Below are 21,307 nucleotides of genomic sequence, written 5' to 3'. Positions count from 1 at the left end.
CTGCCTCCCCGCACCGTTCAGCAGGGGACCGCCACCGGACGCCGGATGTCAGTGGGTAGTTTCACCGTCCGGACGACGATCCCGTTACGGGAGGTTCGACCGGCGCTGCCCTCCGGATCTCTACCGAAGGCCGAGTGCGGGACATCAACGGTTTGATGACGTTTGCGGCGCTCGTGATGAGAGCAGGAGCGCGCAATGCTTCACTGACCTGCATGAGGCAGGGACGGACAGCAGGGCTGACATCCATTGTCGTCGCGGCAGGCATGGTCTTCAGCGTTAGCGGCTGCGCCGGCGTGACTTCGAGCTCGGCCGGATCCTGCGCCGCAAAGGCGGTCGAGCTTCAAGAGTCGACCTTGCAACCAGACGGAGTGGTCCGGCTCAGCGCCGACTTCATCTGGGAGACGTGTGAAGACACCGGAGGCACGAGCCGCGCAGCTTCGGACGTCACGGTGACCATCACCCCTTCCGCGAGCGGCGAAGAGATACTCCTCGGCCGACCGATACCGAAGGGCGAACGATCCACTGTCAACGAGTCCTTCGACCTCCCCGCCGACCTGCCCACCGGCCCCGCTGTTCTTGCCCTACGCTCACACAGCGGTGACCCGATCGAGATCGAACTTTCTCTCGAGATCACAGCACCGCCAGCCACCTGAGACGGGCCACGAATCGGCACCTCGCCAGCCGTTCAACCGATCAACCATCTCTGCACGACGACCAGGACGGTCATAGATCAACCGCTCCCGCCCGCGAAGCAGTATGTCGCTCCCAAGAGGGGCATACCTCTTCGTCTGTCACCTACGCCGGAAGGCTTGGTAGAGCGCACCCACAAGGATCAGGGGACCGATCACAAGGAGGACCCATGTTCTCGGGTCTTCGTTGGCGCGAGTGCACACGCCTGGCGCGTTCACGTAGTCCATACAGCTCCCTGATAGGTCGCTTGAGAGAAGAAACCCCGCCACGAGGACGATGACCGCGAGAGCAATCCAGCGCCACCTGACGCGACGCTTCACTGGTTCACCCGCGACCAGAACGTTTGTCGGAATGAGGGGTGATGGTAGAAGGAGTTCGCACTTGAAACGCCGCGACCTCCTCGAGCATCGAACCCGACTGCAAAGATCGGGGCTCCTGCCGACGCGAACGAGAGCAGTCGAGTTTGATTCTGAGTCATCCGCTCCCTGCCTCTCTTATCCAGTCGAAGCTCCTCGATCGTCGTCACCGCACACCAGGACTGTCAATGAAGACGTTTTCGCTCAGCGGCGTCCACGTCTCTTCGACTCTCCCGCCGTCCGGGACGACATGGAGAGTGTTCCGGTCGACCGTGGAGTCGAACCCGCCGACGCCGCAGCTTTGGTTCCATGTGTCCTCGTCAGCGAAGCTCGTCAGGCACGTCGTCTCCGGATCGCTCGTGCGCGCCAGGAACAGCGACCGGTCGCCGACTCGGCCGACGAGCCGGGAGCTGGTCTCGTCCATTTTGGACGAGGAGGCCCGCGGGGGCAGCGTCGGGAACGTATCGGCGTCGGTCGCCGCCCGGTCGAGGTCCGCGAAAGTGAGCGGCGGCCGCTCGGCGGTGGTGAAGCACCCGCTCAGCGAGGCCGCGCCCGCGGCAGCGATGGCCGTGATGGCGAGGGTTCGAGCGGTCACCCTTGCGATGCTGCGCGGTCGACTTGTCCAGGTCACGAGGTCAGCCTAGGAAGCGCGGGGCCAGGACGCGCCCTTTCCGGAAACTAGGGTGAGGGGATGTTCCCCGAGCTTGGCACCGCGTTCCTCGCGGGCGCGCTCGCTCTGCTCTCCCCCTGCGCTGCACCGATCCTCCCCGGCATCGTCGGCGCGCTCACCTCGACAGGGGACGGACGGGCTCGACCGTCTCGACAGGTGTGGTCGATCCTCGCGTTCGCGGTCGGGGCCGCTCTCGTGCTGATCGGATCCGTGGCGCTGCTGCTCGCGCTCGGCGCGAACGTGAACCTCGCCCGGCCGCCGTACACGTTCATCGCCGGCGGACTACTCATCGCCGCCGGCCTCTACTCCCTCGGCTTCCTCCGGATCCCCTGGATCACGAAGACCTCCACCCCAGTCGGCTCGGCCGCGAAAGCACTGCTGCTCGGAATCAGCTGCGCCGCCGTCTGGTACCCCTGCCTCGGCCCATCCCTCGCCATCGCCTACGGCCTCGCCTCCAACATCGACACCGTGGGACTCGGCGTCGCGCTGGGGTTCGTCTACTTCCTCGGCATGCTCACCCCGCTGTTCCTACTCGGACTCGTCCTCGCCCGCGCAGCACGCTCACGCCGCTGGCTGCGCCGCATCGGCGCCTACGCCAACAAGGCCGTCGCCGTGCTCCTCATCGTCATCGGCGTCCTCGTCATCACCGGGCTCTGGAACTCTGTGTCGCTGTGGATCGTGGACAACTCGAGCTGGTTCCCCACCCTCTGACCCTCAGGTGGGATCGCCGCGCTCCAGGCCTGGAATGGTTTCGCTGAACGATCGTTCATCAGAGCGAGTGGGGGCGCGGCGGTGGCCTTCGCTTCGACCATGTGGATCTAGCTCAGGTTCTCCTTCGAGTCCTATGGTGAGCGCATGAAGCGACTCGCTAAGTCAGGCCCGTTGGTTGGATGGACAATCGCATCGCTCGGCGCTGCTGGTGCCGCCGCGTTCCTGGTGCATTGGAGCTCGTGCTTCAGTGGCCTGAACGAGGGTTGCTACAGCGCCACACAGTCGGACTTCACGTGGATCGCCACGACGATCCTCTGGGCCATCGCCTTCCCGCTCGTGATACTCGGCGCCCTCGTGCTCTCGCCGGGACGACCCGTCACACTGATTGGTGTCGGGCTCCTCCTGGTCATCAACCCCCTCACCGACCCTGGAGCGTTCTTTCTCCCGTGGGATGTCGCGGACACTTTGCCCTTCACCGGCGTCGCCACGTCGCTGGCTGCTGTGACTGCAGGTCTCCTCCTGGCCAGATCTTCCCACCGAGCCCGTCGGCCCGATCACAGCCGAGTCGGGAAGCCAGCGCCCGCTGACGTCGCCTACTGACCTTCGATCGGCTTTGCGTCGTCCCGTTAGGGGATCCCCATACGGAACGGGCAGCCTCGCGCTCTTCGCTCCGTTGATGAGAGCCGGTGCTCTGGAGTTCAGGCGAAGTAGGGTGAGCGAAACGCGACGGGGGACGCCATGGGCCACAAACGATCGACCTACGGATTCAAGATCGGTGCGGCCTCGGTCGCGCTCATGGCCCTTCCTCTTCTCGGCGGGTGCGCGCAGGACACCACCGTCTACGACGACCCGACCGTGTACTCGGACTACGACAGGGCGCAGCAGGAGCAGGACGCACTCCCCTCGCTCGGCAGCGTCGGAGACAAGCTCGATCCCGACTCGATCCGGTTCGCCGGGTCCGTCGAGGGCCTCGACTTCTACTTGGCCTTACCTCGCGAGGGAGCCGGACACTGCGTCATCGTCAACGAGGGCGACGAACCGGTCAGCGGCTGCGGCGAGAAGCTGTCAAAGCAGAACGACTGGACGGTACAGATCCACCCCGACGACGCCGTACCGGACGACGCCACCGGCGACGGCTGGACCCAGCTCGGCAAGAACCTGTCGGTCCGCGCAAGCTGACAGCGGGAGGGCTCTCTCGCTGAACCACGGCACCCGGCGGAGGTCGGCCCGGCGACTTGGTGATCCGCAGAACGATCCCCATATGGGACGGAGCTGAGCGGGTAGCGTCACCGGCATGACCTCGGGTTCGCGTCACCGCATTCGAGTTGCTGCCGCGCTCACAACCGGAGCGGCGCTGCTCACCGCCGCCGGCTGCGCGCCGGCGGTGCAGACGTCGGGATGCCCGGGCTGGGCGTATTTTGGATCCGCGGAAGCCCGCTACGAAGTCGCCGAAGCGGTCATCACGACTGCCTCCCCTCGCGCCTCGGGAACTCAGAGCGTCTTCAGCGTCGCAGCATCCGCATACATGGTCACCGTGGATGAGACAGAGAAGGGACCGTTCATTGCAGGAGAGACAATCCGCGTCGTGTCGATGCCTGATGCGTGCAGCGGCACCGACCTCTACCCGGACGGAGACCCGATGGACACCGACCAGCCCCTCCGCCTGTACCTCAGTTCCGGGAACGGATTCTGGGCGACGCTGACTCCGCTCGAGGGCGCTGAACCGATCGAGGAATAGCCCGCCAGTCGATTCCCTTACGGGACGATGCGCAACGTCACTGCGTGACAGAGTTGAGCCGTGGAGCGCTGGTTGAACGACGATCCCACGCTCCGACCGCTCATCGAACGCGGGTTCACTCGTTCAGGTGACTCGGTTGTACTTCGGGCCTACGCCGCCTCTCGCCTCCGGACGGCTCCGCCGTCCGATGCTTGGGGAGTGGAGTGGTGGGTGAATAGCATCCACTTACGCTCGAACCTTCCGGCCGCCAACGTATCGTGGCGGGAGCAGGTGGTCGCACAAGGATTGTTCCTGATCGACGGGCTGCTCCCCCGAATGGTTCGACTCTCGGCGGGCCGTGCGGCTCAAGCCGTCCTGTCGCTTCAGTCGTCGCCAATCTCTGTCGACCCCGAAGCCGACTTCGCATCAGGGTCTGTCCATTTCACGCTCGTCCGCAGCGCAGTGGAAGACGCTCGAGCAGTGGAAGACGCTCGAGCAGTTCAAACGCGGTCGATACAGCCCGTCATGGTTGTCACCCTCGACTCGATCGACGCCTCGACTAGAGACAGCGACGCCTCCTGACGCGGGCCCAGGATCGGAATCCTTCGCCTACTGGGCGGACCGGCCTGCCCCTGCGACCGAAGCGCTGAACGATCCCAATCCGGGACGCGAAGCGCGGCTGCGATGATCAGTCCATGCATCGAACAGTAGGCATAGTGGTCAGCCGGTGACACCACCGCAATCAGACGCGAGAACGGTTCGCGCGAGGATCCGTCTCCGTCCAACCAGCGACGGCGGCCGAAAGGCGCCCATCGGTCTCGACGGAAGGTACCGACCTCATGTCGTCGTCGTCGGCGGCGACGGAACGCATCTCGGCGTGATCGTGCGCAGCAGCGAGGCTACTGAAGTCGATCCCGGCGAGACGAGCGAAGTGACCCTTCAGCTTCTGTACGACATCGACTACAGCTCCCTCAGCGCCGGAGCGGCCTTCACTATCGTTGAAGGCCCCAAAGCCATAGGTGACGGACAAGTCCTCTGAAGCAGTCGCCTCGGTAGGCCGCCATGCTCTGAAGACACGATCGAGCGCGTCGCCCGCAGAACTGCGCCGCAGCGTCCGCTGCGATGCTCGGCCGCACCGCGTGACGACCCGGTGATCAATCCCCATACGGGCCAGCCTCGAGCACCCCGATAGTTACAGTGGGCGCATGAAAGCAGAGCTGCACGATCCGCGCGACCAAACCTTGCAGGTCGACGGTCCGACGTACCGCGTCCACTTCTGGTCCGAAGACGGCACGTCGAACCAAGAGTGGGAGCTTTCAGAAACCGACCTTGACGAGGTGCTGGCCTGGATCCCGAAGCGAGCTCACGGCCGGCCCCATAGCCTCTGGGTAGTTACCCGCAGCGACCAGGACGTCTGCCTCATCCGTCTTCGCGGCATCGACCTAGACGCGGCCGAGAGTTACTGGCCAAGCTGGGCGGCACGCACCTACTCAGCCGAACCCAAGTGAAGCGCTGACCGATCCCCTTGCGGGACGCGCGTGGTGGGTGGTGTCCGCCCTACTCTGACGGGTTGGAACTGCGGACCGCGAAGACGCTCGGCATCCTCGCGATGGTGGTCGGGACCCCAGTCGCCCTTCTCACACACACGATCGGCTGGGTTCAGACCGGCTGGGAACCGGGCGCCGTGCAGTGCCAGAAGAGCGAGTACCCCGACGGGATCGATCTCTACTCCAGCCGCGTGTCGGGCGAGAAGATCCTCTACCCGCTCGGCCTGTCCTGCACCTACGCAGCCAGCGAGACCTCACCAGGCATCACCATCCGTCACTACAGGTGGGACGCCACCGCCCTCTTCACCGCAGCCGCCGCACTCGCTCTCGCGGGAACCGTCGTCGCGCTCAGAGCCGAACGCAAGCAGGAGCTCATCACCGAGTCGCCGGAAGACCGAGCGACGACATAGCGCAGCGCCCCCTCTGCCGCTCAACGATCCCCTTACGGAACACATGATCGTGGAGTGCTGAACGTTCTGATTCATGGCGTGTTCACCGACGTGCCGGACCATGATGCTCATGGAAACACGAGAACTGGCATGGGGGATTCTGGCGTGGCCGGCCGTTGCGGTCCTCGCGCTGCTGCGAACAGCGGGCAGCTGGGATGTATCGGGCGGGTCCGCAGCAGGGCTCATCGCGGGCACGGCAGCTGCGTTCACTGTCGCGGGCGCACTCCTGTGGCTTCCCTCGAGTCTCTGGCTCGACCGGCGGACACGCCGCTTCCCGCGTGTCGGGCAGGCGGCCGCGTTCCTGGGTCTGGGACTCGTGATCGGCGCCGCCGCCTCCACCGCACTGGTACTCGCGTCGGGAAACGCGACCTGGCCCTCCTCCGCGGGCCTCATCACGGAATACGCAGTCACGGCAGGCATCGCCTCCCTCCTCGGCCGGCTCCTCGCCACCACCCTTCGCGCGAAGAAGCTGCCGATCGTTCCGACGGCGGCGAATCGCGTGAACCGCTGAACGATCCCCCTACGGGACGGCACAAGTCTTCGCACTCGAGGGGACTTGGCCAAGGGTGCAGCGATTTGCAGCGCTGCGGACACTTCTTGGTATGAGCGTCACTGATGAGCAGGACTGGGCTCGCGTCGTAGCGGGTGAGGGTGAGGCGTTCGGTCGCATCTTCGACCGGCACCGCGACCGCGTCCGCCGGCACGCGCTCGGGCTCGCTCCGACTCCTGGGGAGGCGGAGGACGTGGTGTCGTTGACGTTCCTCGAGGCGTGGCGCAAGCGCGAGCGGATCCCATACGGGACGGCCCGGGCCTAGTTCAAGCGTCGCGGAGCATCGACCGAACAGCCTCGAGCGTGAACCCCATCGCCACGGCGAGCTCGTCCTCGTTGGCACCGAGAAGAACAGCGGAGCGCGCAGCAGAAACGACCCTCTCCCTCCCACTGGATCCCGAGGGCTGGCTGCGAAGAAGTGCACTCTCCTCCGACGCGCGCACGAGCGCTGCCTCCGCTTCACTGCACAGAAGCCTCGGCGGCTCGTTGAGATCGATACGCTACCCACGCGCGGACGGCTCAGTGGCTTCATCCATGTCCCGAAGCTACCCAACGTCGACGTCGAGCACCGCCGCCGCACCCCGACAGCCTCGAGCGCTGCGGCAAGCTCGACATCCGGCAACATGCGCTGATCCTCCCGGACGCCCGGCCAGCGATCCCCATATGGGACGCGACGCTGGGAACGTCGAGGAGGATGGCTGTTATGCCAGTCGTCTTCGATGGAACCGTGTGGACGCACTACTCCCAGCTGCAACTCACAACCGGCGCTGCGTCGGTTGAGGATCCTCGTGATGCGTTCGACGGACAAGAGAATGGGCTGTGCGGAGCGAGCTTGCCCGGCGCCCTCTTCATGCGGACAGGTATCCACACCGGGTACGTACAGGTTCGAGTCAGCACGTTGGACACAGCGCCTGAGCTCGGCTTGTGGGAGGAGATCGTCGAGGCGAGCTTCCAGCCCGAAGGACCGGATGCGGTGCTTAGCGGATGGTCTGGGGACTCCGCCGCGTCGTTCCAGCTCACGGCGTCCGCCTATCGGGCCCGGTGGTGCGCTTCCGGCATGGAAGAGGGCCGGCGACAAGATGTCGCCGACGAAGCGCATCCGGCGCCTGACCGGTACGCGCTGTATCTGTGGCCGGCGCCTGCCTCGGCGGACGCGGTAGTGCGGCGAACCTCGGCAATTGCCGCGTACTGGCACAACGACGCCTCTCCGCGCAGCTAGCTTCACCAGGGCGATCGCTCGTTCGGTGAACGATCTCCAGCAGCGATGCGGGTGAGAGCGGCACACCTAGACTCCTGCGCATGACTGCTTCGTCATCCGTGGACGTGTCGCGGCGCCGACGTCGTCCGGCTCGTCGCCGCCTGTCCTTCTTCGGCGTCTTGGGTGAGCTGCTGATGACCGTAGGGGTGCTCGTTCTGCTGTTCCTCGCCTGGCAGCTGTGGTGGAACGATGCGGTGATCGCAGGGCGGCAGGAAGATCAAGCGGCCGAGCTGCGCCAGAGCTGGGGCGATGACGCGCCGTCCGCGGAGGCGCCGTCCGAGCCGACCGCTGAGCCGGCCGTCCCCGGTGACCCGGTGATCGCGCCGGTCGCAGCTCTGGACACCACGTTCGGCAACCTCTACATCCCCCGGTACGGCGAGGGGTGGGTGCGCACGATCGCTGAGGGCGTCGACGCGGAGAACGTGCTCGACGTGGGCAGCATCGGCCACTACCCGGGAACGCAGATGCCCGGCGAAATGGGGAACTTCGCGATCGCGGCGCACCGCTCCGCCGCCGGCGGAGGAATGCACCTCATCGATGAGCTGCAACTAGGTGACGCGATCTACATCGAGACCGCCGACGGCTGGTACACCTATCGGTTCCGGAACCTCGAATACGTGCAGCCCTCCGAAGTGCAGGTCATCGATCCGGTCCCCTGGACGAGCGACGTCGTTCCGACGGATCGTCTGATCACGATGACGAGCTGCAATCCGCTGCTGTCGACCGCGGAGCGGATCATCGCCTACGGCGTCTTCGAGTCGTGGCAGCCCCGCTCCGCAGGAGCGCCCGCCGAACTCGCCTCTTCCCTCGCGACCTGACGTCCGGCGTCGGCGCTGGCACCGCGACGAGGGCGGCGAGCCGGTTTCATGCTGCGGCAGACGTTTGCGGGTCGGGTGGACATGTACAGGATGAACCCGCTTTCGAAGGAGCCCGTCATGACTGCCGCCCCTGACCGAGACCCCCTGGACGTCCTGCTGGATGAGTCCAGCCCCCGCACATCGACAGTGACGAACGACGTCGCTGTCGAGCTGGCCGAGCTTCAGCAGCTCGCGGCGGCAGAGGCCCGCGTCAACCGTCACCGCTGGGCGCGTCCTGCGGTCGCCGGAGTGGCGTCGCTGGTACTGCTCGGTGGCATGGCGACCGCGGCCGCCGCGGCGACGGGCGCGTGGTCGCCGTGGGCGGAGACGCCGGACGCCTCGATCACCTATTCGCTGCCCAGCGGTGTTCAGTGTGAGGAGCGCATGGGAGACGTTCAAGGAACCGATCCGGCGGCCGTCGCCGTGGTCGATAACTTCTACCAGACGACCGACATAGACGCCCTCCTCAGCGACGGGGCACTCCAGGAGACCATCGCGCAGCTGCGTACCGAGGACCGATCCTTCATCAACGCTGACGGATCCCGCACGCCGGCCGGCTACGGCACCGAGTTCTACAACGCCGACCGGGAGTACTCGACCGCCGTCGGGCGCATCATCAGCAACGCTCTCGACGCCGAGCTCACTGCGCAGAACGTCGACGTCGACGCCGCGAACCTCAGCATCGCGGGCGAGGCCCACTGCCCCGGAGCGACCTGGTGACCCGCAGGAAGACCGACGAGGCGGAGCGACTCACCGAGGCGCTGCGCGTCGCCTCGCCTGACCTGCTCAAGTACCTGCAACGCCGCCTCCCTCTCGAGGACGCCGCCGACGCACTCGCGGACGTCATGCTCACCGCATGGCGCCGCGTAGGCGCCCTTCCCCGCACCGCGGAGGAGTCGCGGATGTGGCTTTTCGGCATCGCCCGGAACGTCCTCTCGAACAGCACCCGCACTGAGAACAGGCGAGCCGACCTCTCCGGCCGGCTCCGCGGCGTTCTGGCGACCGCTCCTACCGAAGGACGCCCCGCCGACGAAGGAGTCGACGTGCGCGATGCGATCGCCAGGCTCGCGCCAGAACAGGCCGAGCTCGTCCGCCTCATCCACTGGGACGGCTTCTCCATCACCGAAGCAGGACAACTCCTCGGCGTCCCCGCGTCCACGGCACGCACCCGCTACCAACGAGCACGAGAAGACCTGCGGTCGACCCTGGCGGCATCACCAGCAAGCGACGACGACGCCAAGCCCCTCCGAGCGGTCCGCTGAAAGCGTCCCGCAGATCGATCCCCATACGGAACACGCTGCAGCGAATGCCGGTAAGCGACCTGGGGCACGGGCGACGTCGGCTGCGGCGGGAACCGCGGGCAGCGGTCGTGTGTACCGGGATGACGCCTTCCCCAGCCGAGGTCGATACGCTCGCCACTCCGAGGAATGAGGTGGTCGTATGTACGGATCGAAGAGGCTCATCGATTTTGCCGTGGCCGAGGAGCAGGCACGGCGGCAGCGCATGGAAGCCGACCGCGAGACCGCGGATCACGGAGACGATCGCCCTGAGGGGTTCGATGCGAGCTCCACCCCTCTGCCCAGCTACAGACCTCTTGCAAGCGGCCGGGGCGACACTGCTAGCGACGACGCGGAGTAGCCCAGTCGCACAGTGCCGCGAGAACACACGCGCTGAGGAGCGCAACGACGCCGCGAGAAACGCCGCTATAGGTGACCGGTTTAGGATCCCGATACGGGACGCGCGCCAGCACTGTGATACCTCGCGCCACGGTGACCGAACGACGTCGGAACCGACGAGGATCCGAGGCGTGAAGAACAGCAGTGACGGTGAGCACTACCTCCTCCTCAGGACAGCCCTCTGGGCAGACGCCACCGACGTCGTTGGAATCTATGGCAGCGAGCAGCGCGCTCGGGAAGCAGCAGGTTCCTCTACGGGACCCGATCGGTGGACGCTCGAGGAGTGGAGAGGAGACGTGCGCCGCAGCAGTCTCCAGCTCCAGGCCGCTACGCGCTCACGCTGACGCAATGGAGTTGCACGGCTACAGTCACGAAGGAGGGTCGCGATGCGGCGACCGCTGGGGAGGTCGCTGTGGGCGAATCGAATGATGGCCGCTTCAAGAAGCTGCCCGATCGGATCGAGCCGGCTCAGCAGACCGTGAGCGTCCCGGCCAGCGAAGACGACTCCACGACGCCACCGCAACCGCCGGCCGGCGTTCCTGACCTCGTGATCGCGACTCGCGTGGCGGACGCCGCCACGATGACCGGCCTTCTCCGCCGTACGGCGGGGCGCGTTGCACTGACGGTCGTCGTCGTCGCGGCCGGCCTCGTCACCGTCCTCGCCGCGCTCAACCTGCGCTTGTAACCAGACCGATCAGCCGTGAGCGAGGACGGCGCGTCCGACAGCGGCGCCTCTCGACTCGCCCACCGAACATTCCGGGGATCCCATGCTCAGAGCACTTTCGTCCACTTCCATGTTCTGGATCGGTGTCGCCGGGATTCTCCTGGGCATCGTCTTCGGCACGATCGTGCCGTTCTGGATCGCCCCCTACCAAGCCAACGGATCACCCACCGTCGAACAGATCATCAGCACCATCCCGGTCCTCACACGAATCGCGGAGGGCATCGGCTACTCGTTCGTCGCAGGAGCCTTCGTCGTTCGCCACTTCGAGAAGCGCGAACTCGTCGACGCTCGACGGTCCGTGCACTTCGTCGGCCGAGCAGCCCGGAAAGACGAGCAGTAGCCCCTCCGAGCAGTCCGCTGAAAGCGTCCCGCGGATCGATCCCCTTACGGGACCGCTCCTCAAGTCCGCTCGTCGCGCGACTAACGGGTGGGGGTCGTCAAGCGGATACCGATGAGTACGAGCCCCGCCGCCACCGCCGCTGCACCGAAGGCGACGGCGGCGGTGGCGCCCACTGAGCCTGAGGTGAACGCGCCGATGAAAGTCATTGCCGCACCCACGATCAGAAGGACGGCCGTGTACGCGTTGCCGAGCGTGCGATTGGTCATTCCCGGAATGTAGCGCCAAGTGTTGGCGCACGAGTGCGGTGGAGTCACTCGGTGACTCATAGTGCGAGCGTTGGAGTATGGTTCGGATCATGGTCGGCGAGATGCGAGAGACGACGTTCTGGATCTTGACCACGTTGGCGACAGGTCGGCGCCACGGTTACGCACTCCTCCAGGACATCGAGGAGCAGTCCGAGGATCGCGTGCGCCTTCGAGTGACGACGCTTTACGCGGCACTTGAACGGCTCGATACGGAGGGACTCATCTCTTCCGATGGAGATGAGCGGATCAACGGTCGAGTCCGTCGCTACTTCCGACTGACCGACGCCGGCCGTACTGCGCTCGGTGTCGAGGTCGACCGCATGGAAGCCAGCGCGCGCCGAGCACGGGCGAACCTCGGACTCGTTCCCGCCGCAGCGATCCGACCTGGCCACGCCCCTGATTGGAGAACGGCATGACGACGAACGATGACGCCTACCGAGCCGACCGCTTCCGACGCGCGTTGCGCTGGTACCCGCCCGTATGGAGGGCGGAGCACGGTGAGGTGCTGCTCGGCATCCTGTTGGACGAAGCCGACGACGCAGGCCGGTCCCGCCCCACGCTCGGACAGCGAGTCACTTTGATGGTCGGTGGGGTGCGTCATCACTTCCGTTCGCACGCTGGCCGATCGCCGGCCGCGATCATTCCGCTCGCTCTCGCCACGGCGTTCTTCATCTTCTACTTCACGATCAACTGGTCACCGGGGATCAACTATCCCGGCGCGATCGGACCGTTCACCAATCCCTCCGTCTTTGCGGGAGCCGCTTTCGTTGTCGCGCTCGGGCTCGCGGTGGCCGGACGAACAGGTGCCGCCCGCGGCATGGCACTGGCGGCTTCTGCCGCGGAACTGATCATCGCTTTCGTTTCGGCGTCCGCTGGGTGGCTTGGTCCCGGCCTCTCGACAGCGGCGCCTATCGCAGCGCTCGGCCTGCTCACAGCGCTCCCCTGGCGCGGGCGAGTCACCGCCGCGGTTTCGACGCTCGTACTCATCGGTCTGCCTGTCCTGCTGATCGGGATTGAGGTGCTCGGAGCAGTGCTCTTCCCGATGTATCCAGCGCTGCCGGCTGGACTGCAGCTCCCCATCGTGTGCGGCGTGCTGCTGGCGATCGGACTCGCCGCGAGCCGAGCAGCGCGACTCGAAAGGAAACTGCCTGGCGCCCTCGGCGCCTGACGTGCCGAACTCGGGCTTCATCATTCGCGAGCGGTTCCGTAGCCGAGGTCCCGGAGTGGGACAGAACATCAACTGGTCGATCATCTGTAACAGCAGCTCGGCTGGGGACATGTCCCAGGTATGAGCCCACCACAGTCCGCTCGCGAGGCGAGCTTCTCCGAGCTGTACGAACGCGAGTACGTCAGCGTCGTCAGATTCCTGAGGCGTCGCGCTGACCCCGAGCGTGCCGCCGACCTCGCGCACGAGGCGTTCCTGATCGCCTGGCGCCGCCACGACACCGCGCCGTCGGAGGACGAGCCCGCGCGGGCGTGGCTGTTCACCATCGCCCGGAATTGCCTCCTCAACGACCTTCGCGGCCAGCAGCGCTCCGCCGCGCTCGCGATCCGGGTCGCCGCTCACACCGACGCGGCCGCGCGGTCACCGGAGGACGCGATCGCGACCCGGCTCGACCTCTACCAGGCGTGGCAGCAACTCAAACCGCAGCACCAGGAAGCGATCGCGCTGACGGCCTGGGAAGGACTCGACTCCCCGTCCGCGGCCGGAGTGCTCGGCATCACCGCCGTCGCCTTCCGGCTCCGACTTCACCGAGCACGCACCGCGCTGCGGGCACTGCTCGATCCCCCTTCGCATCAGCACCACGCGCCCGCCTTGGAGGCATCATGACCACGCCCGAACTCCTCGCCACGAAAGACCTCGACCCGGCCGCCCAGTACGAGCTCGACGGCCCGGCTCGCGAGGCCGCCGAAGCGCGGCTCCAGATGATCCTCCACAGCGACCCGGTGGCCGCTCGAGAGCCCGCCGCTCGGCGTCCTCGGGGATGGCAGTTCATCCTTCCCGCAGGACTCGCGGCCGCAGCGCTGGGGGTCGCTCTCGCCGTCCTGCCGTCCGGTGTCGACTCCCGCGCGTACGCCTCATGGACGTCGACCGCGGAGGTTGCCAGCGCCTCCGACCTGACCGTCGCCGGCGCGGCGTGTGCAGCTGGTGACACGGAGCAGCTCGGGCAGCCGGCGATAGGGGAACGGCGCGGCGACTGGGTCCTGCTCTCCTACACGACCCCCAGCCAGCGGGCGTGCCTCATCGAGATCCCGGCCGGGACGAGCACTGCCGGGAGGGCGCTCATCAGTTCCACCGGAAGCGAGGGCGGGTTCACTCCGCTCGCTGACGAATACACGCAGGGAGGCATCAGCCAGTTCACCGGCGAGAACCTTCCGCCCGCCGTCTTCACCAGCGGCGATGTCGGCTCGGACGTGACCGGACTCACCATCCGCACCAACGACGGCACGAGCGTCCTCGCCACGATCACAGACGGCCACTGGGCAGCCTGGTGGCCCGGAACCGGCCTCACCGAGGGAGGCGAGACGGGCCGCAGCGGACCCGAGCCGACCTTCACCGTCACACTCACCCTCCGCAACGGAAGCACCATCACCGACGCCAGAGAATCCTTCAACCAACCCACCCGGTAGACGATCATCCCTAGCGTTACAGGAGAAGGCGCCAACGCTGCCCACCAAGAAAGGAGTGGGGACATTGCTTACCCTGAGCCGATGGGGGCATTCTCGAGGGCGCGAAGCACGGTCGTAGTCGCAGCATGCCTGATCGTCATCACGGGATGCACGCCACAGCCCACGCCGCCGGCTCGGGTGACGCCCACGGATGGCAGCTCCGACGCTGCGCTCACCGGCGACCTTGGCGTGGCAACGTTCACGGGGAGCGATGGGACGGCCAGCGTCATTCGCTTGAGTGCGGCAGACGGTCGGCTGGCCCTCGCGTCAGAGGCGCTCGCGATCCCCGCCGCAACAGAATCCTCTTCCGGTTTCGTCGCGGTCATGGGGGCGCTGGATCCGATCGATGAGGGTGCCACCTGTTTCAACGTTGATTTCCCGATGCGCCTCGCGGACGCGGAGTCGGGAAAGCCCTACAAGGCGTGGCGGAACCTCGCCGAGTTCCGCGGCGACCCGACAGCGATCGATCAGCTCGTCCTCACGACCCGACCGCAGAACGACCCGGACTGCTCGACGGAAATCATCGCCATCGCTGACATCCAGTGGAGTGTGGAGCCCCAACGCAGCACCCTCGTCGCCCGGGACACCGGCCCGCGCGCAGCAGCACGTGGCGAGACCAAAACGACGAACGGAGTACCAACGTCATACAGCGTCGCTCGCAACGACCTCGCAGAGGACGTCGCGGCACGATTCGGCATGACGGACGATGACCTGTTTTACCTCAACCCGTTCCGCTTCCCCTCGAACGAGATATTGCGCGTAGGGGAAGAGCTGAACCTCACCGTCACTGCACGATGAGCCACGTCCTTCCCGCTACCAACGAGGACCCCTGATCGTGACCAACACTCCCGCTCCAGCAACTCCGACGACCTCGACTACAGCACCCGAAACTTCACTGGACAGCCTCATCACCTGGTCGGGCGTGGGACTCGCCACCGCGATAGCAGCCCTGATTCTCATGCTCAGCAGCTTCATGGTCGCAACGGGCGTGACCGATTCGGACCCGTCTGAGGGAGTTTTCGGAATCGCGTTCGGTGCGATCGGCGTCGGGACGTGGATCGCCCTCGCCGCTGTCGCCGCTCACATAGTGGCCCGGAGACATCCGCGTCGCCGCGTCCCGCTCGCCTTGATTCCTGCCGCAGCGAGCCTCGCCTGGTGTGGACTGGCCATCTCCCTGTTCTCCTTCTTGATCATGGACGTCCTCGGCCCTCTGTCGATGACCTGGTTGTCCTCCATCGACTACCTCCTACTCGCGCTCCACGCCGTCCTTCTGACCGCAGGCACCATCCCGACAGGGCTCGGGTTCCTCGTGACCGGCATCGTTCTCCGAAGGATCCGTTCCCGCCGCAAGCGGGCTGCGCTCGAGCTCGGGCCATCCCGGTGAACGACCCCCATACGGGACGGATGGTGGGGCCGTTTCTGGTCATCACAGCGACGACATAGCCCCGCGGAGCTGGCCCCATCCGAACGTCCCCTCACGGGACGTCTCGAGCAGCGACCGAGCAGCACAGGGTGCGTGGCAGGGGGTGCAATCTTGATCTTTCTTCCTAGAACAACATTGTGCTAACTTCCTTGCACAAGGCGAAGTCGTCGCCGCTGATGTCTGCTGTGGAGGTCCCATGTCACTGCTCATTCCCCGCGAGGTGTATCAACTCCTCTCGGCCGTCGCCGCTCCGGTCACGTTCGGCCTCATCTGCTTCGTGTTGTCCTGGGTGTACCCGCGCCGGATCGTCTCGCTGCCGACCAGCGGACGTCGCACGTCGACACTGACCTGGGCGGGAGTGGCCGGCGCTCTCCTCGTGATCGTGGTGGCGTTCGTCGTTCACGTGAGCACCCCGGCGGACACGACCGGATTCGAGGGGTGGTGGCGCCGGCCTGCCCCGCTGCTCGTCGCCGCCCTCGTGGTGACGGTCGCCATGTTCTTGGTGCGCCGCGAGCCCCTTCCGGCGCCGGGCGAAGCTGCGGTCGCTCCTCAGCGTCGCTGGAACGAGTTCGCTTCTCGGCCTCTGCTGTGGGTCGGCGCGGTCATCGCGGCGCTGCTCGCGCTCACGTCGGTCTGGCAGACGGTCATCGCCACCAGCGCGCCGGCAGATGCGTTCTTCCTCGGCAACGTGCCCGAGCACACCACTCTGCCGATCTACATGCCCTTCAACGCGAACTACGGCTACATCGCCGGCGTCGGCTGGCCGAACTACCTCGCCACCCTGATCACCCTCGTCCTCGCCGTGGCCGCCCTCGTGCTCGCACTACGCACGGACGCGAACCGGCCCCTGCGCGCTCGATCGACCGCCACCAGCGTGCGCCCGGAGCGAGAGCTCACCGCTCGCCTCTTCACCCTGCTTCTACTCGGCGGGCTGATCACGACGCTCGGCGCTGTCTGGATGCACGCCGGAGATATCGGAACGATCATTGTCGGAGTCGAGGGACAGACCACCGCCGACGGGAACCTCATCTACGTCGGCAGCGCCTACCGCACCTTCGCGCAGCCTCTCCTCTACGCCGGATTCCTCGGCCAGGGGATCGGCATCGCACTCTTGCTCCGCGTCGCGACCGACACCCTCCGCTCCGCCGCCGCACTCCGGCGTGCACGTCGGCCGCTCATCGAGACGATCCCCTTCGACGGAGTGACACAGTGACCACGCTGACGATCAAAACCGCGGAGGAAATCACCGAACGATTCCGCGGAGCCATCCAAGCCGGACAGCTCGGTGACGGCGAACGCCTTCCGACCGTCCGCCAGACGGCCCGCGACTTCGGAGTCGCCCAAGCCACCGCTGCCAAGGCCTACAAGACCCTCGAGCAAGACGGCCTCGTCGTCACCCGCACCGCCGCCGGCACCCGCGTCGCCCCAGGAGCATCACGCGCGCCCCAACTCGTCGTAGAACGCGCACGAGCCCTCGCGGACTCCGCCGCTTCGGCGAACGTCTCCCTAGACGACGCTGTTGCCATACTTCGCGCGATCTGGGGTTGAAAGATGGACCGACGCCGCCACACTCGCGCCGCGAGTGCAGACAACCTTGAACAGACCGCACGAGACATGAGCACCGGAAGATCCCCTTCCAGCACAGGGAGCGGCGCCCTGACTGCCGGTGCGCCCTCATGCCAGGATCGGGCCATGGGAATCAGCAGAATCGGAATCACGCTCGCCATAGCCGGCGTAGTTGTGCTGTCCGGCTGCACCGCAAACGAGACCGCCGGCGACGAATCATCGAGAGTTGCTGTCGAATCATCAGGCGTGGATTCGGCAGGCTCGCCGGCGCCGGCCGCGTCCGATGGCCCTGAGCTCAGCGCATTCGAGCAGCAACTCCCTCTGAGGGGCGACTTCGTCAGTCAGCAGACCGAGACGACAGGATCGGTCCTGATCGAGCGCCGAGCGGACGGATCGACCTGGGCAATCCTCACCGACTTGTCGACCGGTGACGCATCTGATCTGAGGCTGCAACTCAAGGAGGGTGCACTGGAGCAGGACAGCTCTGGCGCCTGGGTCGACACTGCCGGCTACTCCTTCGACATCGGCCCCCTGGACCCGGAACAGCCGGACCAGGAAATCGCAATACCCGGAGCGCACACCATGCCGGCGATCAGAACCCTCACCGCCATGAACTACGAAGGCCCCGATTACCCGTCCTTCGGATCCGTTGCCCTTGAGAGGTAGCCATTACGCACTCCGCTCCCGCCGGCCGCGCTTGTGAACTGACCTAGGTGACTCTCGACCTGCCAGCGTTCCTGCTGGTTCTCTTCCTGAACTACCTGCCCTTCATCGCGGTCGGCTTTGTCGTCCTGTTCGTGATCGTGGGGTTCGTGGTCCTCATGCGCCGCGAGGCGCGACGCGACCGCAAGTAGAGACCGCTCGACCAGGTGCACGGGGCGTCGCCAACGTTGGCACTTCATGTCTAATGGTGCGGTGCGGTTGAGAAGTGGGGACTTCGTTGACGCCGCGAGCGGCCATACCGGGCAAGGGGCTCCGGTGCCGCCCTGCTCTCGGCTGCGCGCATGGCGCGGCCGAGAGCAGCACCCGCCAGCTCAGTGGTGCTGCACCCAGATGTTCGGCTCCACGTAGATCCCCTCGTCCGCATCACGGTCAACGCGCAACGTCGAAAGGCCGCCGGGAATGACGTACTCCCCCGACGCAGGCAGGGCCATCCCGGTCCACTCCTCCCACTGGGCGACGGTGCCGGTCATCACCTGCGACCGAGGGGCGACGCCGAGGACGAGAGCGCCCATCCGCAGGTGCGTACGCAGCCACGGATCCAGCGGCAGCCCGTCCTCCCGCGTCCACGCCGCGTAGACGTCGATCGGGGTCAGCGGGTAGCGCGGCTTCATCGTCGGGCGCAGCGGGACGATCATGTGGTCGTAGCCGCTAGTGACGCCGAGGTCGCGAAACGCGCCGAGCAGCGTCCCGGCGAGGCCGGCGCCGGTGCGGTCGGGATGCACCTGGGCGGCGCAGACGACGAGGGTCGTCGCCTCGTCCTCCTCCTCGAGCGCCCGGCGGAGGGAGTCGCCGTACCCGGCGGGCAAACCCTCGCGGGTGCCATCCCACCGGATTGGCACAGCCCAGCCCGCGGCGACCGGCACGTCTTCATCGAGGACCACGAGCTCGAACCGGGTGAATCGCTCGCGGATGTGCGGCAGGTGCTCCTCCGCGAGGCGGTCGGCGGAGATGAACGCCGGCCACCCCGAACCGAAGAGTGTCTCCATCTGCGCGTCGTCTCGGGGGCGCGCATTGAGTAGTTCTACCGACGTCATGGGCTCAGTCTGCGCGGAGGGCGGCCGCTAGGCGATCCCCTAACTGGACTCCTCGCGGCTAGGCCTCAGCGCCCCGCTAGGCTGCGGTTCATGACGATGCAGGCGCTCCTCAACACACTCGATGACATGCAGATCGCACTTCAGAGCGAGGACTATCACAAGGTGGGGCAGCTGTCATTCTTCGCCTACGACCACACCGGCGTCGACCTGGCGGGTGTGTACCTCGCGAAGGCGAAAGCGTGCGCCGCGAAGAACGACATGCAGGGGGCTGCCGAGGCTGTTCTGGCTGTCTTGGCCGTTGTCAACTCCCTCGGAGCGGAGTCAAAGAGATACAAGACCTCGCTTCCCAACCAGCCCTAGCCGGGTTTCGCTGCGCGAATCTGCCAGGTGACGCCGAGACGGCGACGTGCTCTGTCGAGTTGCGTCCGGTGCATCGGCTTGGCTTGCGCGTCGTCGGCTGCGATCTGAGCGAGAAGCAGCATGAGGGCTTGGACCCGCATCCACGTCTCGCCCTGGTCCCAGTCCGCTTCCCATAGGAGCTTCACGCCGTACGGGTTTCCCTCGTTCTCGGGCGCTATGGCGAGGTAGACGTCCGCAACGCTGGACGTGCCGTGCGAGTAGAGCCCTAGCGTCCGGTACATCGCGTAGATCTGGGGGCCTCCAGCGATCGCGTCGCACCGCTCCTTGAAGCTACGCGTGCTCTTGGCGCGGGCGTCCCGATTCTCTTCCTCGTCCAGTCGACGGATCACGTCGGACAGGTCAGCGAGGCCCAGGTCGGTCACCTCCTTGAAGGTCTGGCGCCGGTTCTTCGTGTCTACTGCGCTCAGCGCTGCTCCACCGTCATCGGTGACCAGTAGCCAGGCCGCGTTCATCGCGCATTCCATCGTCTGCCTGATGAGGGGCATGGCTTCGAGGTCGTGTCCTGCTCCGTGCAGCAGGAGCACCGCTCGCGAAAGGCGCGCGGCGTGGTGCGCGAAAGTCCACACCTGTATCGCGTTCGAGGGGTGCAGGCCGTCCCTCGGCGCGAACCGGCGGGAGCTGAGCTGCTCCCAGAGAGTCAGGAGCCGTTGCGTCTCGACCGTGCCGTCAGCGTGGTTGGGGCTCATTCCTCGAATCTAGAGGCGAGGCCGGCCAGCTCGACGGCCAGGCGCAGGAGGTGGAGATTCCTCCCAAGGACCTTGGACACGTCCAGGGTCCGGTGGGAGGGTGGGCGCATGTCGAAGCCTCGGACCAAGCTCGCGCGTGCTGCGCTGATCAGCAACGGGATGGTCTGGTTCGGGCTGTCGTTCATGCTCTTCGCGATCGCCGGTGAGCAGACGTACGCGGCGTTCACCGGTGAGTGGTTCAACGTGCTCGGGTGGGTGCTGATCGTCGCCGTGGCCGCCGGCCTGGCGGTCGTCGGGGTGATCGAGAACCGGAACATCCGGGCGGGGAAGAAGTACAAGCCGCGTCCTCGCCGCTGACTACCGCTCGAGCGCGCGTGGCCGTTCCACGCGCGTGACCGGGGGGTCGAGGGGGCTCTCCCCCTCGTGCGGGCCGGCCCGTTTCGGGTCGGCCCGCGCACGCGCTCAGAGCGCGAGCGTGTGGAGGATCAGGGTCGTGGAGCCGATGGGCTTTCCGAAGTCGGTGTAGTCGAGGGTCGCGCGGCGGTTGCTGATGAGGTCGAGGGCGATCAGTTCCTCCTCGGACTCATCGGTCATGTCGCCGGGCTCTTCGTCCCATTCGCGCAGCACCTGGCGGTCGGCGTCGAGGACTTTCCACAGTCCCCAGACGTGGGCGATGGGGCCGGTCGTCTCGTATTTGAAGACGAGGGCGGTCGCGGTGGGCCAGCCGTAGGCGGCCGCGGCGACGATCAGCGCTCGCGCTGCGGCGGCGGTCGCGTCGGCGTCGCCGGTCGCGGCCGCGGCGTCGACGGCGACCTCGGCGGCGCGCAGCGTCGGGTCGTCCTGGTACGGGTCGAATCGGTGGGCGGGGCGGGGTGCGGTGGTCGTGGTGGTCATGGTGGGGCCTTCCTGTGCAGCAGTGGGAGAAGAGGAGGGGG

General features: G+C 66.5%; 33 protein-coding genes. 28 read left to right on the top strand and 5 right to left on the bottom strand.

Going from position 1 to position 21,307, the window contains the following annotated elements; translation table 11 throughout:
* Positions 1 to 134: 134 nt before the first annotated feature.
* Complete coding sequence (locus C5C55_RS16385) at positions 135 to 653, top strand: hypothetical protein (protein ID WP_146079334.1); 519 nt, start codon at positions 135 to 137, stop codon at positions 651 to 653.
* A gap of 559 nt (positions 654 to 1,212) precedes the next feature.
* Here the strand turns inward: C5C55_RS16385 and C5C55_RS14660 are convergent.
* Positions 1,213 to 1,641, bottom strand: a complete 429-nt coding sequence (locus C5C55_RS14660; RefSeq protein ID WP_104234412.1) for a hypothetical protein — start codon at positions 1,639 to 1,641, stop codon at positions 1,213 to 1,215.
* 96 nt (positions 1,642 to 1,737) lie between these two features.
* Between C5C55_RS14660 and C5C55_RS14655 the strand changes: the two genes are divergently transcribed.
* The 15 genes from C5C55_RS14655 (at position 1,738) to C5C55_RS14595 (ending at position 11,545) form a co-directional block, all read left to right on the top strand.
* On the top strand, positions 1,738 to 2,427 hold the full coding sequence (locus tag C5C55_RS14655) for a cytochrome c biogenesis CcdA family protein (protein WP_104234411.1): 690 nt from the start codon (positions 1,738 to 1,740) through the stop codon (positions 2,425 to 2,427).
* A 144-nt stretch (positions 2,428 to 2,571) separates the two neighbouring features.
* A complete protein-coding gene (locus tag C5C55_RS16380; RefSeq protein ID WP_146079385.1) occupies positions 2,572 to 3,027 on the top strand; it encodes a hypothetical protein in 456 nt (151 codons plus the stop codon).
* Positions 3,028 to 3,165: 138 nt separating this feature from the next.
* Positions 3,166 to 3,606: a hypothetical protein gene (locus C5C55_RS14650; protein ID WP_104234410.1), complete on the top strand. Its 441-nt coding sequence runs from the start codon at positions 3,166 to 3,168 to the stop codon at positions 3,604 to 3,606.
* Positions 3,607 to 3,721: 115 nt separating this feature from the next.
* Entirely contained in the window at positions 3,722 to 4,165 is a 444-nt protein-coding gene (locus C5C55_RS16375; RefSeq protein WP_146076925.1) for a hypothetical protein, read from the top strand.
* Positions 4,166 to 5,021: 856 nt separating this feature from the next.
* The gene (locus tag C5C55_RS16685; RefSeq protein ID WP_181027273.1) at positions 5,022 to 5,183 is read left to right on the top strand and encodes a hypothetical protein; all 162 of its coding nucleotides are present in this window, start codon (positions 5,022 to 5,024) and stop codon (positions 5,181 to 5,183) included.
* Positions 5,184 to 5,349: 166 nt separating this feature from the next.
* Entirely contained in the window at positions 5,350 to 5,652 is a 303-nt protein-coding gene (locus C5C55_RS14645) for a hypothetical protein (RefSeq protein WP_104234409.1), read from the top strand.
* A gap of 62 nt (positions 5,653 to 5,714) precedes the next feature.
* Positions 5,715 to 6,101, top strand: a complete 387-nt coding sequence (locus C5C55_RS14640) for a hypothetical protein (protein WP_104234408.1) — start codon at positions 5,715 to 5,717, stop codon at positions 6,099 to 6,101.
* A gap of 100 nt (positions 6,102 to 6,201) precedes the next feature.
* Positions 6,202 to 6,651 (top strand): hypothetical protein, encoded by a 450-nt coding sequence (locus C5C55_RS16370; protein ID WP_146079377.1) that lies wholly within the window; start codon positions 6,202 to 6,204, stop codon positions 6,649 to 6,651.
* Between the two features lie 91 nt (positions 6,652 to 6,742).
* Complete coding sequence (locus C5C55_RS14630; protein WP_104234406.1) at positions 6,743 to 6,955, top strand: sigma factor; 213 nt, start codon at positions 6,743 to 6,745, stop codon at positions 6,953 to 6,955.
* Positions 6,956 to 7,393: 438 nt separating this feature from the next.
* Positions 7,394 to 7,909 carry a hypothetical protein gene (locus tag C5C55_RS14625; protein ID WP_104234405.1) on the top strand — a complete coding sequence of 172 codons (516 nt, stop codon included), beginning with the start codon at positions 7,394 to 7,396 and terminating at the stop codon, positions 7,907 to 7,909.
* An 80-nt stretch (positions 7,910 to 7,989) separates the two neighbouring features.
* Positions 7,990 to 8,766: a class E sortase gene (locus C5C55_RS14620; protein ID WP_104234404.1), complete on the top strand. Its 777-nt coding sequence runs from the start codon at positions 7,990 to 7,992 to the stop codon at positions 8,764 to 8,766.
* A gap of 48 nt (positions 8,767 to 8,814) precedes the next feature.
* Positions 8,815 to 9,525: a hypothetical protein gene (locus tag C5C55_RS14615; RefSeq protein WP_104234403.1), complete on the top strand. Its 711-nt coding sequence runs from the start codon at positions 8,815 to 8,817 to the stop codon at positions 9,523 to 9,525.
* The gene (locus C5C55_RS14610; protein WP_104224254.1) at positions 9,522 to 10,067 is read left to right on the top strand and encodes an RNA polymerase sigma factor; all 546 of its coding nucleotides are present in this window, start codon (positions 9,522 to 9,524) and stop codon (positions 10,065 to 10,067) included. The genes C5C55_RS14615 and C5C55_RS14610 overlap by 4 nt, the downstream gene beginning before the upstream one ends.
* Before the next feature lie 826 nt (positions 10,068 to 10,893).
* Complete coding sequence (locus C5C55_RS14600; protein WP_104227086.1) at positions 10,894 to 11,166, top strand: hypothetical protein; 273 nt, start codon at positions 10,894 to 10,896, stop codon at positions 11,164 to 11,166.
* A 109-nt stretch (positions 11,167 to 11,275) separates the two neighbouring features.
* Positions 11,276 to 11,545: a hypothetical protein gene (locus tag C5C55_RS14595; RefSeq protein ID WP_104224259.1), complete on the top strand. Its 270-nt coding sequence runs from the start codon at positions 11,276 to 11,278 to the stop codon at positions 11,543 to 11,545.
* Positions 11,546 to 11,625: 80 nt separating this feature from the next.
* Here the strand turns inward: C5C55_RS14595 and C5C55_RS14590 are convergent, their stop codons facing one another.
* Positions 11,626 to 11,811, bottom strand: a complete 186-nt coding sequence (locus C5C55_RS14590; protein ID WP_104234402.1) for a hypothetical protein — start codon at positions 11,809 to 11,811, stop codon at positions 11,626 to 11,628.
* 89 nt (positions 11,812 to 11,900) lie between these two features.
* On the opposite strand from C5C55_RS14590, the gene C5C55_RS14585 reads away from it, so the two are divergent.
* The 10 genes from C5C55_RS14585 to C5C55_RS16680 all read left to right on the top strand — a co-directional run bounded on the left by C5C55_RS14585 (position 11,901) and on the right by C5C55_RS16680 (position 18,363).
* Positions 11,901 to 12,266, top strand: coding sequence for a PadR family transcriptional regulator (locus C5C55_RS14585; protein ID WP_219813019.1), 366 nt, complete (start codon positions 11,901 to 11,903; stop codon positions 12,264 to 12,266).
* Positions 12,263 to 13,018 (top strand): hypothetical protein, encoded by a 756-nt coding sequence (locus tag C5C55_RS14580; protein WP_104234401.1) that lies wholly within the window; start codon positions 12,263 to 12,265, stop codon positions 13,016 to 13,018. Before C5C55_RS14585 ends, C5C55_RS14580 begins: the two co-directional genes overlap by 4 nt.
* A 120-nt stretch (positions 13,019 to 13,138) precedes the next feature.
* Positions 13,139 to 13,681, top strand: a complete 543-nt coding sequence (locus C5C55_RS14575; protein WP_104234400.1) for an RNA polymerase sigma factor — start codon at positions 13,139 to 13,141, stop codon at positions 13,679 to 13,681.
* Positions 13,678 to 14,481, top strand: a complete 804-nt coding sequence (locus C5C55_RS14570) for a hypothetical protein (RefSeq protein WP_104234399.1) — start codon at positions 13,678 to 13,680, stop codon at positions 14,479 to 14,481. Before C5C55_RS14575 ends, C5C55_RS14570 begins: the two co-directional genes overlap by 4 nt.
* Before the next feature lie 81 nt (positions 14,482 to 14,562).
* Positions 14,563 to 15,318, top strand: coding sequence for a hypothetical protein (locus C5C55_RS14565; protein WP_146080961.1), 756 nt, complete (start codon positions 14,563 to 14,565; stop codon positions 15,316 to 15,318).
* Positions 15,319 to 15,442: 124 nt separating this feature from the next.
* Entirely contained in the window at positions 15,443 to 15,904 is a 462-nt protein-coding gene (locus tag C5C55_RS14560; RefSeq protein ID WP_104234397.1) for a hypothetical protein, read from the top strand.
* Between the two features lie 235 nt (positions 15,905 to 16,139).
* Positions 16,140 to 17,156: a hypothetical protein gene (locus tag C5C55_RS14555; RefSeq protein ID WP_104234396.1), complete on the top strand. Its 1,017-nt coding sequence runs from the start codon at positions 16,140 to 16,142 to the stop codon at positions 17,154 to 17,156.
* Entirely contained in the window at positions 17,153 to 17,491 is a 339-nt protein-coding gene (locus tag C5C55_RS14550) for a GntR family transcriptional regulator (RefSeq protein WP_104234395.1), read from the top strand. The genes C5C55_RS14555 and C5C55_RS14550 overlap by 4 nt, the downstream gene beginning before the upstream one ends.
* A gap of 144 nt (positions 17,492 to 17,635) precedes the next feature.
* Entirely contained in the window at positions 17,636 to 18,175 is a 540-nt protein-coding gene (locus tag C5C55_RS14545) for a hypothetical protein (protein ID WP_146080960.1), read from the top strand.
* Between the two features lie 47 nt (positions 18,176 to 18,222).
* The gene (locus C5C55_RS16680; RefSeq protein WP_181067866.1) at positions 18,223 to 18,363 is read left to right on the top strand and encodes a hypothetical protein; all 141 of its coding nucleotides are present in this window, start codon (positions 18,223 to 18,225) and stop codon (positions 18,361 to 18,363) included.
* Between the two features lie 180 nt (positions 18,364 to 18,543).
* Here C5C55_RS16680 and C5C55_RS14540 read toward each other — a convergent pair whose 3' ends face one another.
* Positions 18,544 to 19,218, bottom strand: coding sequence for a hypothetical protein (locus tag C5C55_RS14540; protein ID WP_219813018.1), 675 nt, complete (start codon positions 19,216 to 19,218; stop codon positions 18,544 to 18,546).
* Between the two features lie 138 nt (positions 19,219 to 19,356).
* Between C5C55_RS14540 and C5C55_RS14535 the strand changes: the two genes are divergently transcribed.
* Positions 19,357 to 19,626: a hypothetical protein gene (locus tag C5C55_RS14535; RefSeq protein ID WP_104234392.1), complete on the top strand. Its 270-nt coding sequence runs from the start codon at positions 19,357 to 19,359 to the stop codon at positions 19,624 to 19,626.
* Here the strand turns inward: C5C55_RS14535 and C5C55_RS14530 are convergent.
* Positions 19,623 to 20,372, bottom strand: coding sequence for a DUF5677 domain-containing protein (locus C5C55_RS14530; RefSeq protein WP_104234391.1), 750 nt, complete (start codon positions 20,370 to 20,372; stop codon positions 19,623 to 19,625). The two genes, C5C55_RS14535 and C5C55_RS14530, sit on opposite strands and share 4 nt — an antisense overlap.
* A 108-nt stretch (positions 20,373 to 20,480) precedes the next feature.
* On the opposite strand from C5C55_RS14530, the gene C5C55_RS14525 reads away from it, so the two are divergent.
* Positions 20,481 to 20,729, top strand: coding sequence for a hypothetical protein (locus tag C5C55_RS14525; protein ID WP_104233598.1), 249 nt, complete (start codon positions 20,481 to 20,483; stop codon positions 20,727 to 20,729).
* Positions 20,730 to 20,834: 105 nt separating this feature from the next.
* Here the strand turns inward: C5C55_RS14525 and C5C55_RS16365 are convergent, their stop codons facing one another.
* Positions 20,835 to 21,266, bottom strand: coding sequence for a hypothetical protein (locus C5C55_RS16365; RefSeq protein ID WP_146080959.1), 432 nt, complete (start codon positions 21,264 to 21,266; stop codon positions 20,835 to 20,837).
* Positions 21,267 to 21,307: the final 41 nt, after the last annotated feature.

It is taken from the genome of Rathayibacter sp. AY1C2 (assembly GCF_002931195.1).
Classification (GTDB): domain Bacteria; phylum Actinomycetota; class Actinomycetes; order Actinomycetales; family Microbacteriaceae; genus Rathayibacter.
This window is presented reverse-complemented; position numbering and strand designations above follow the sequence as displayed.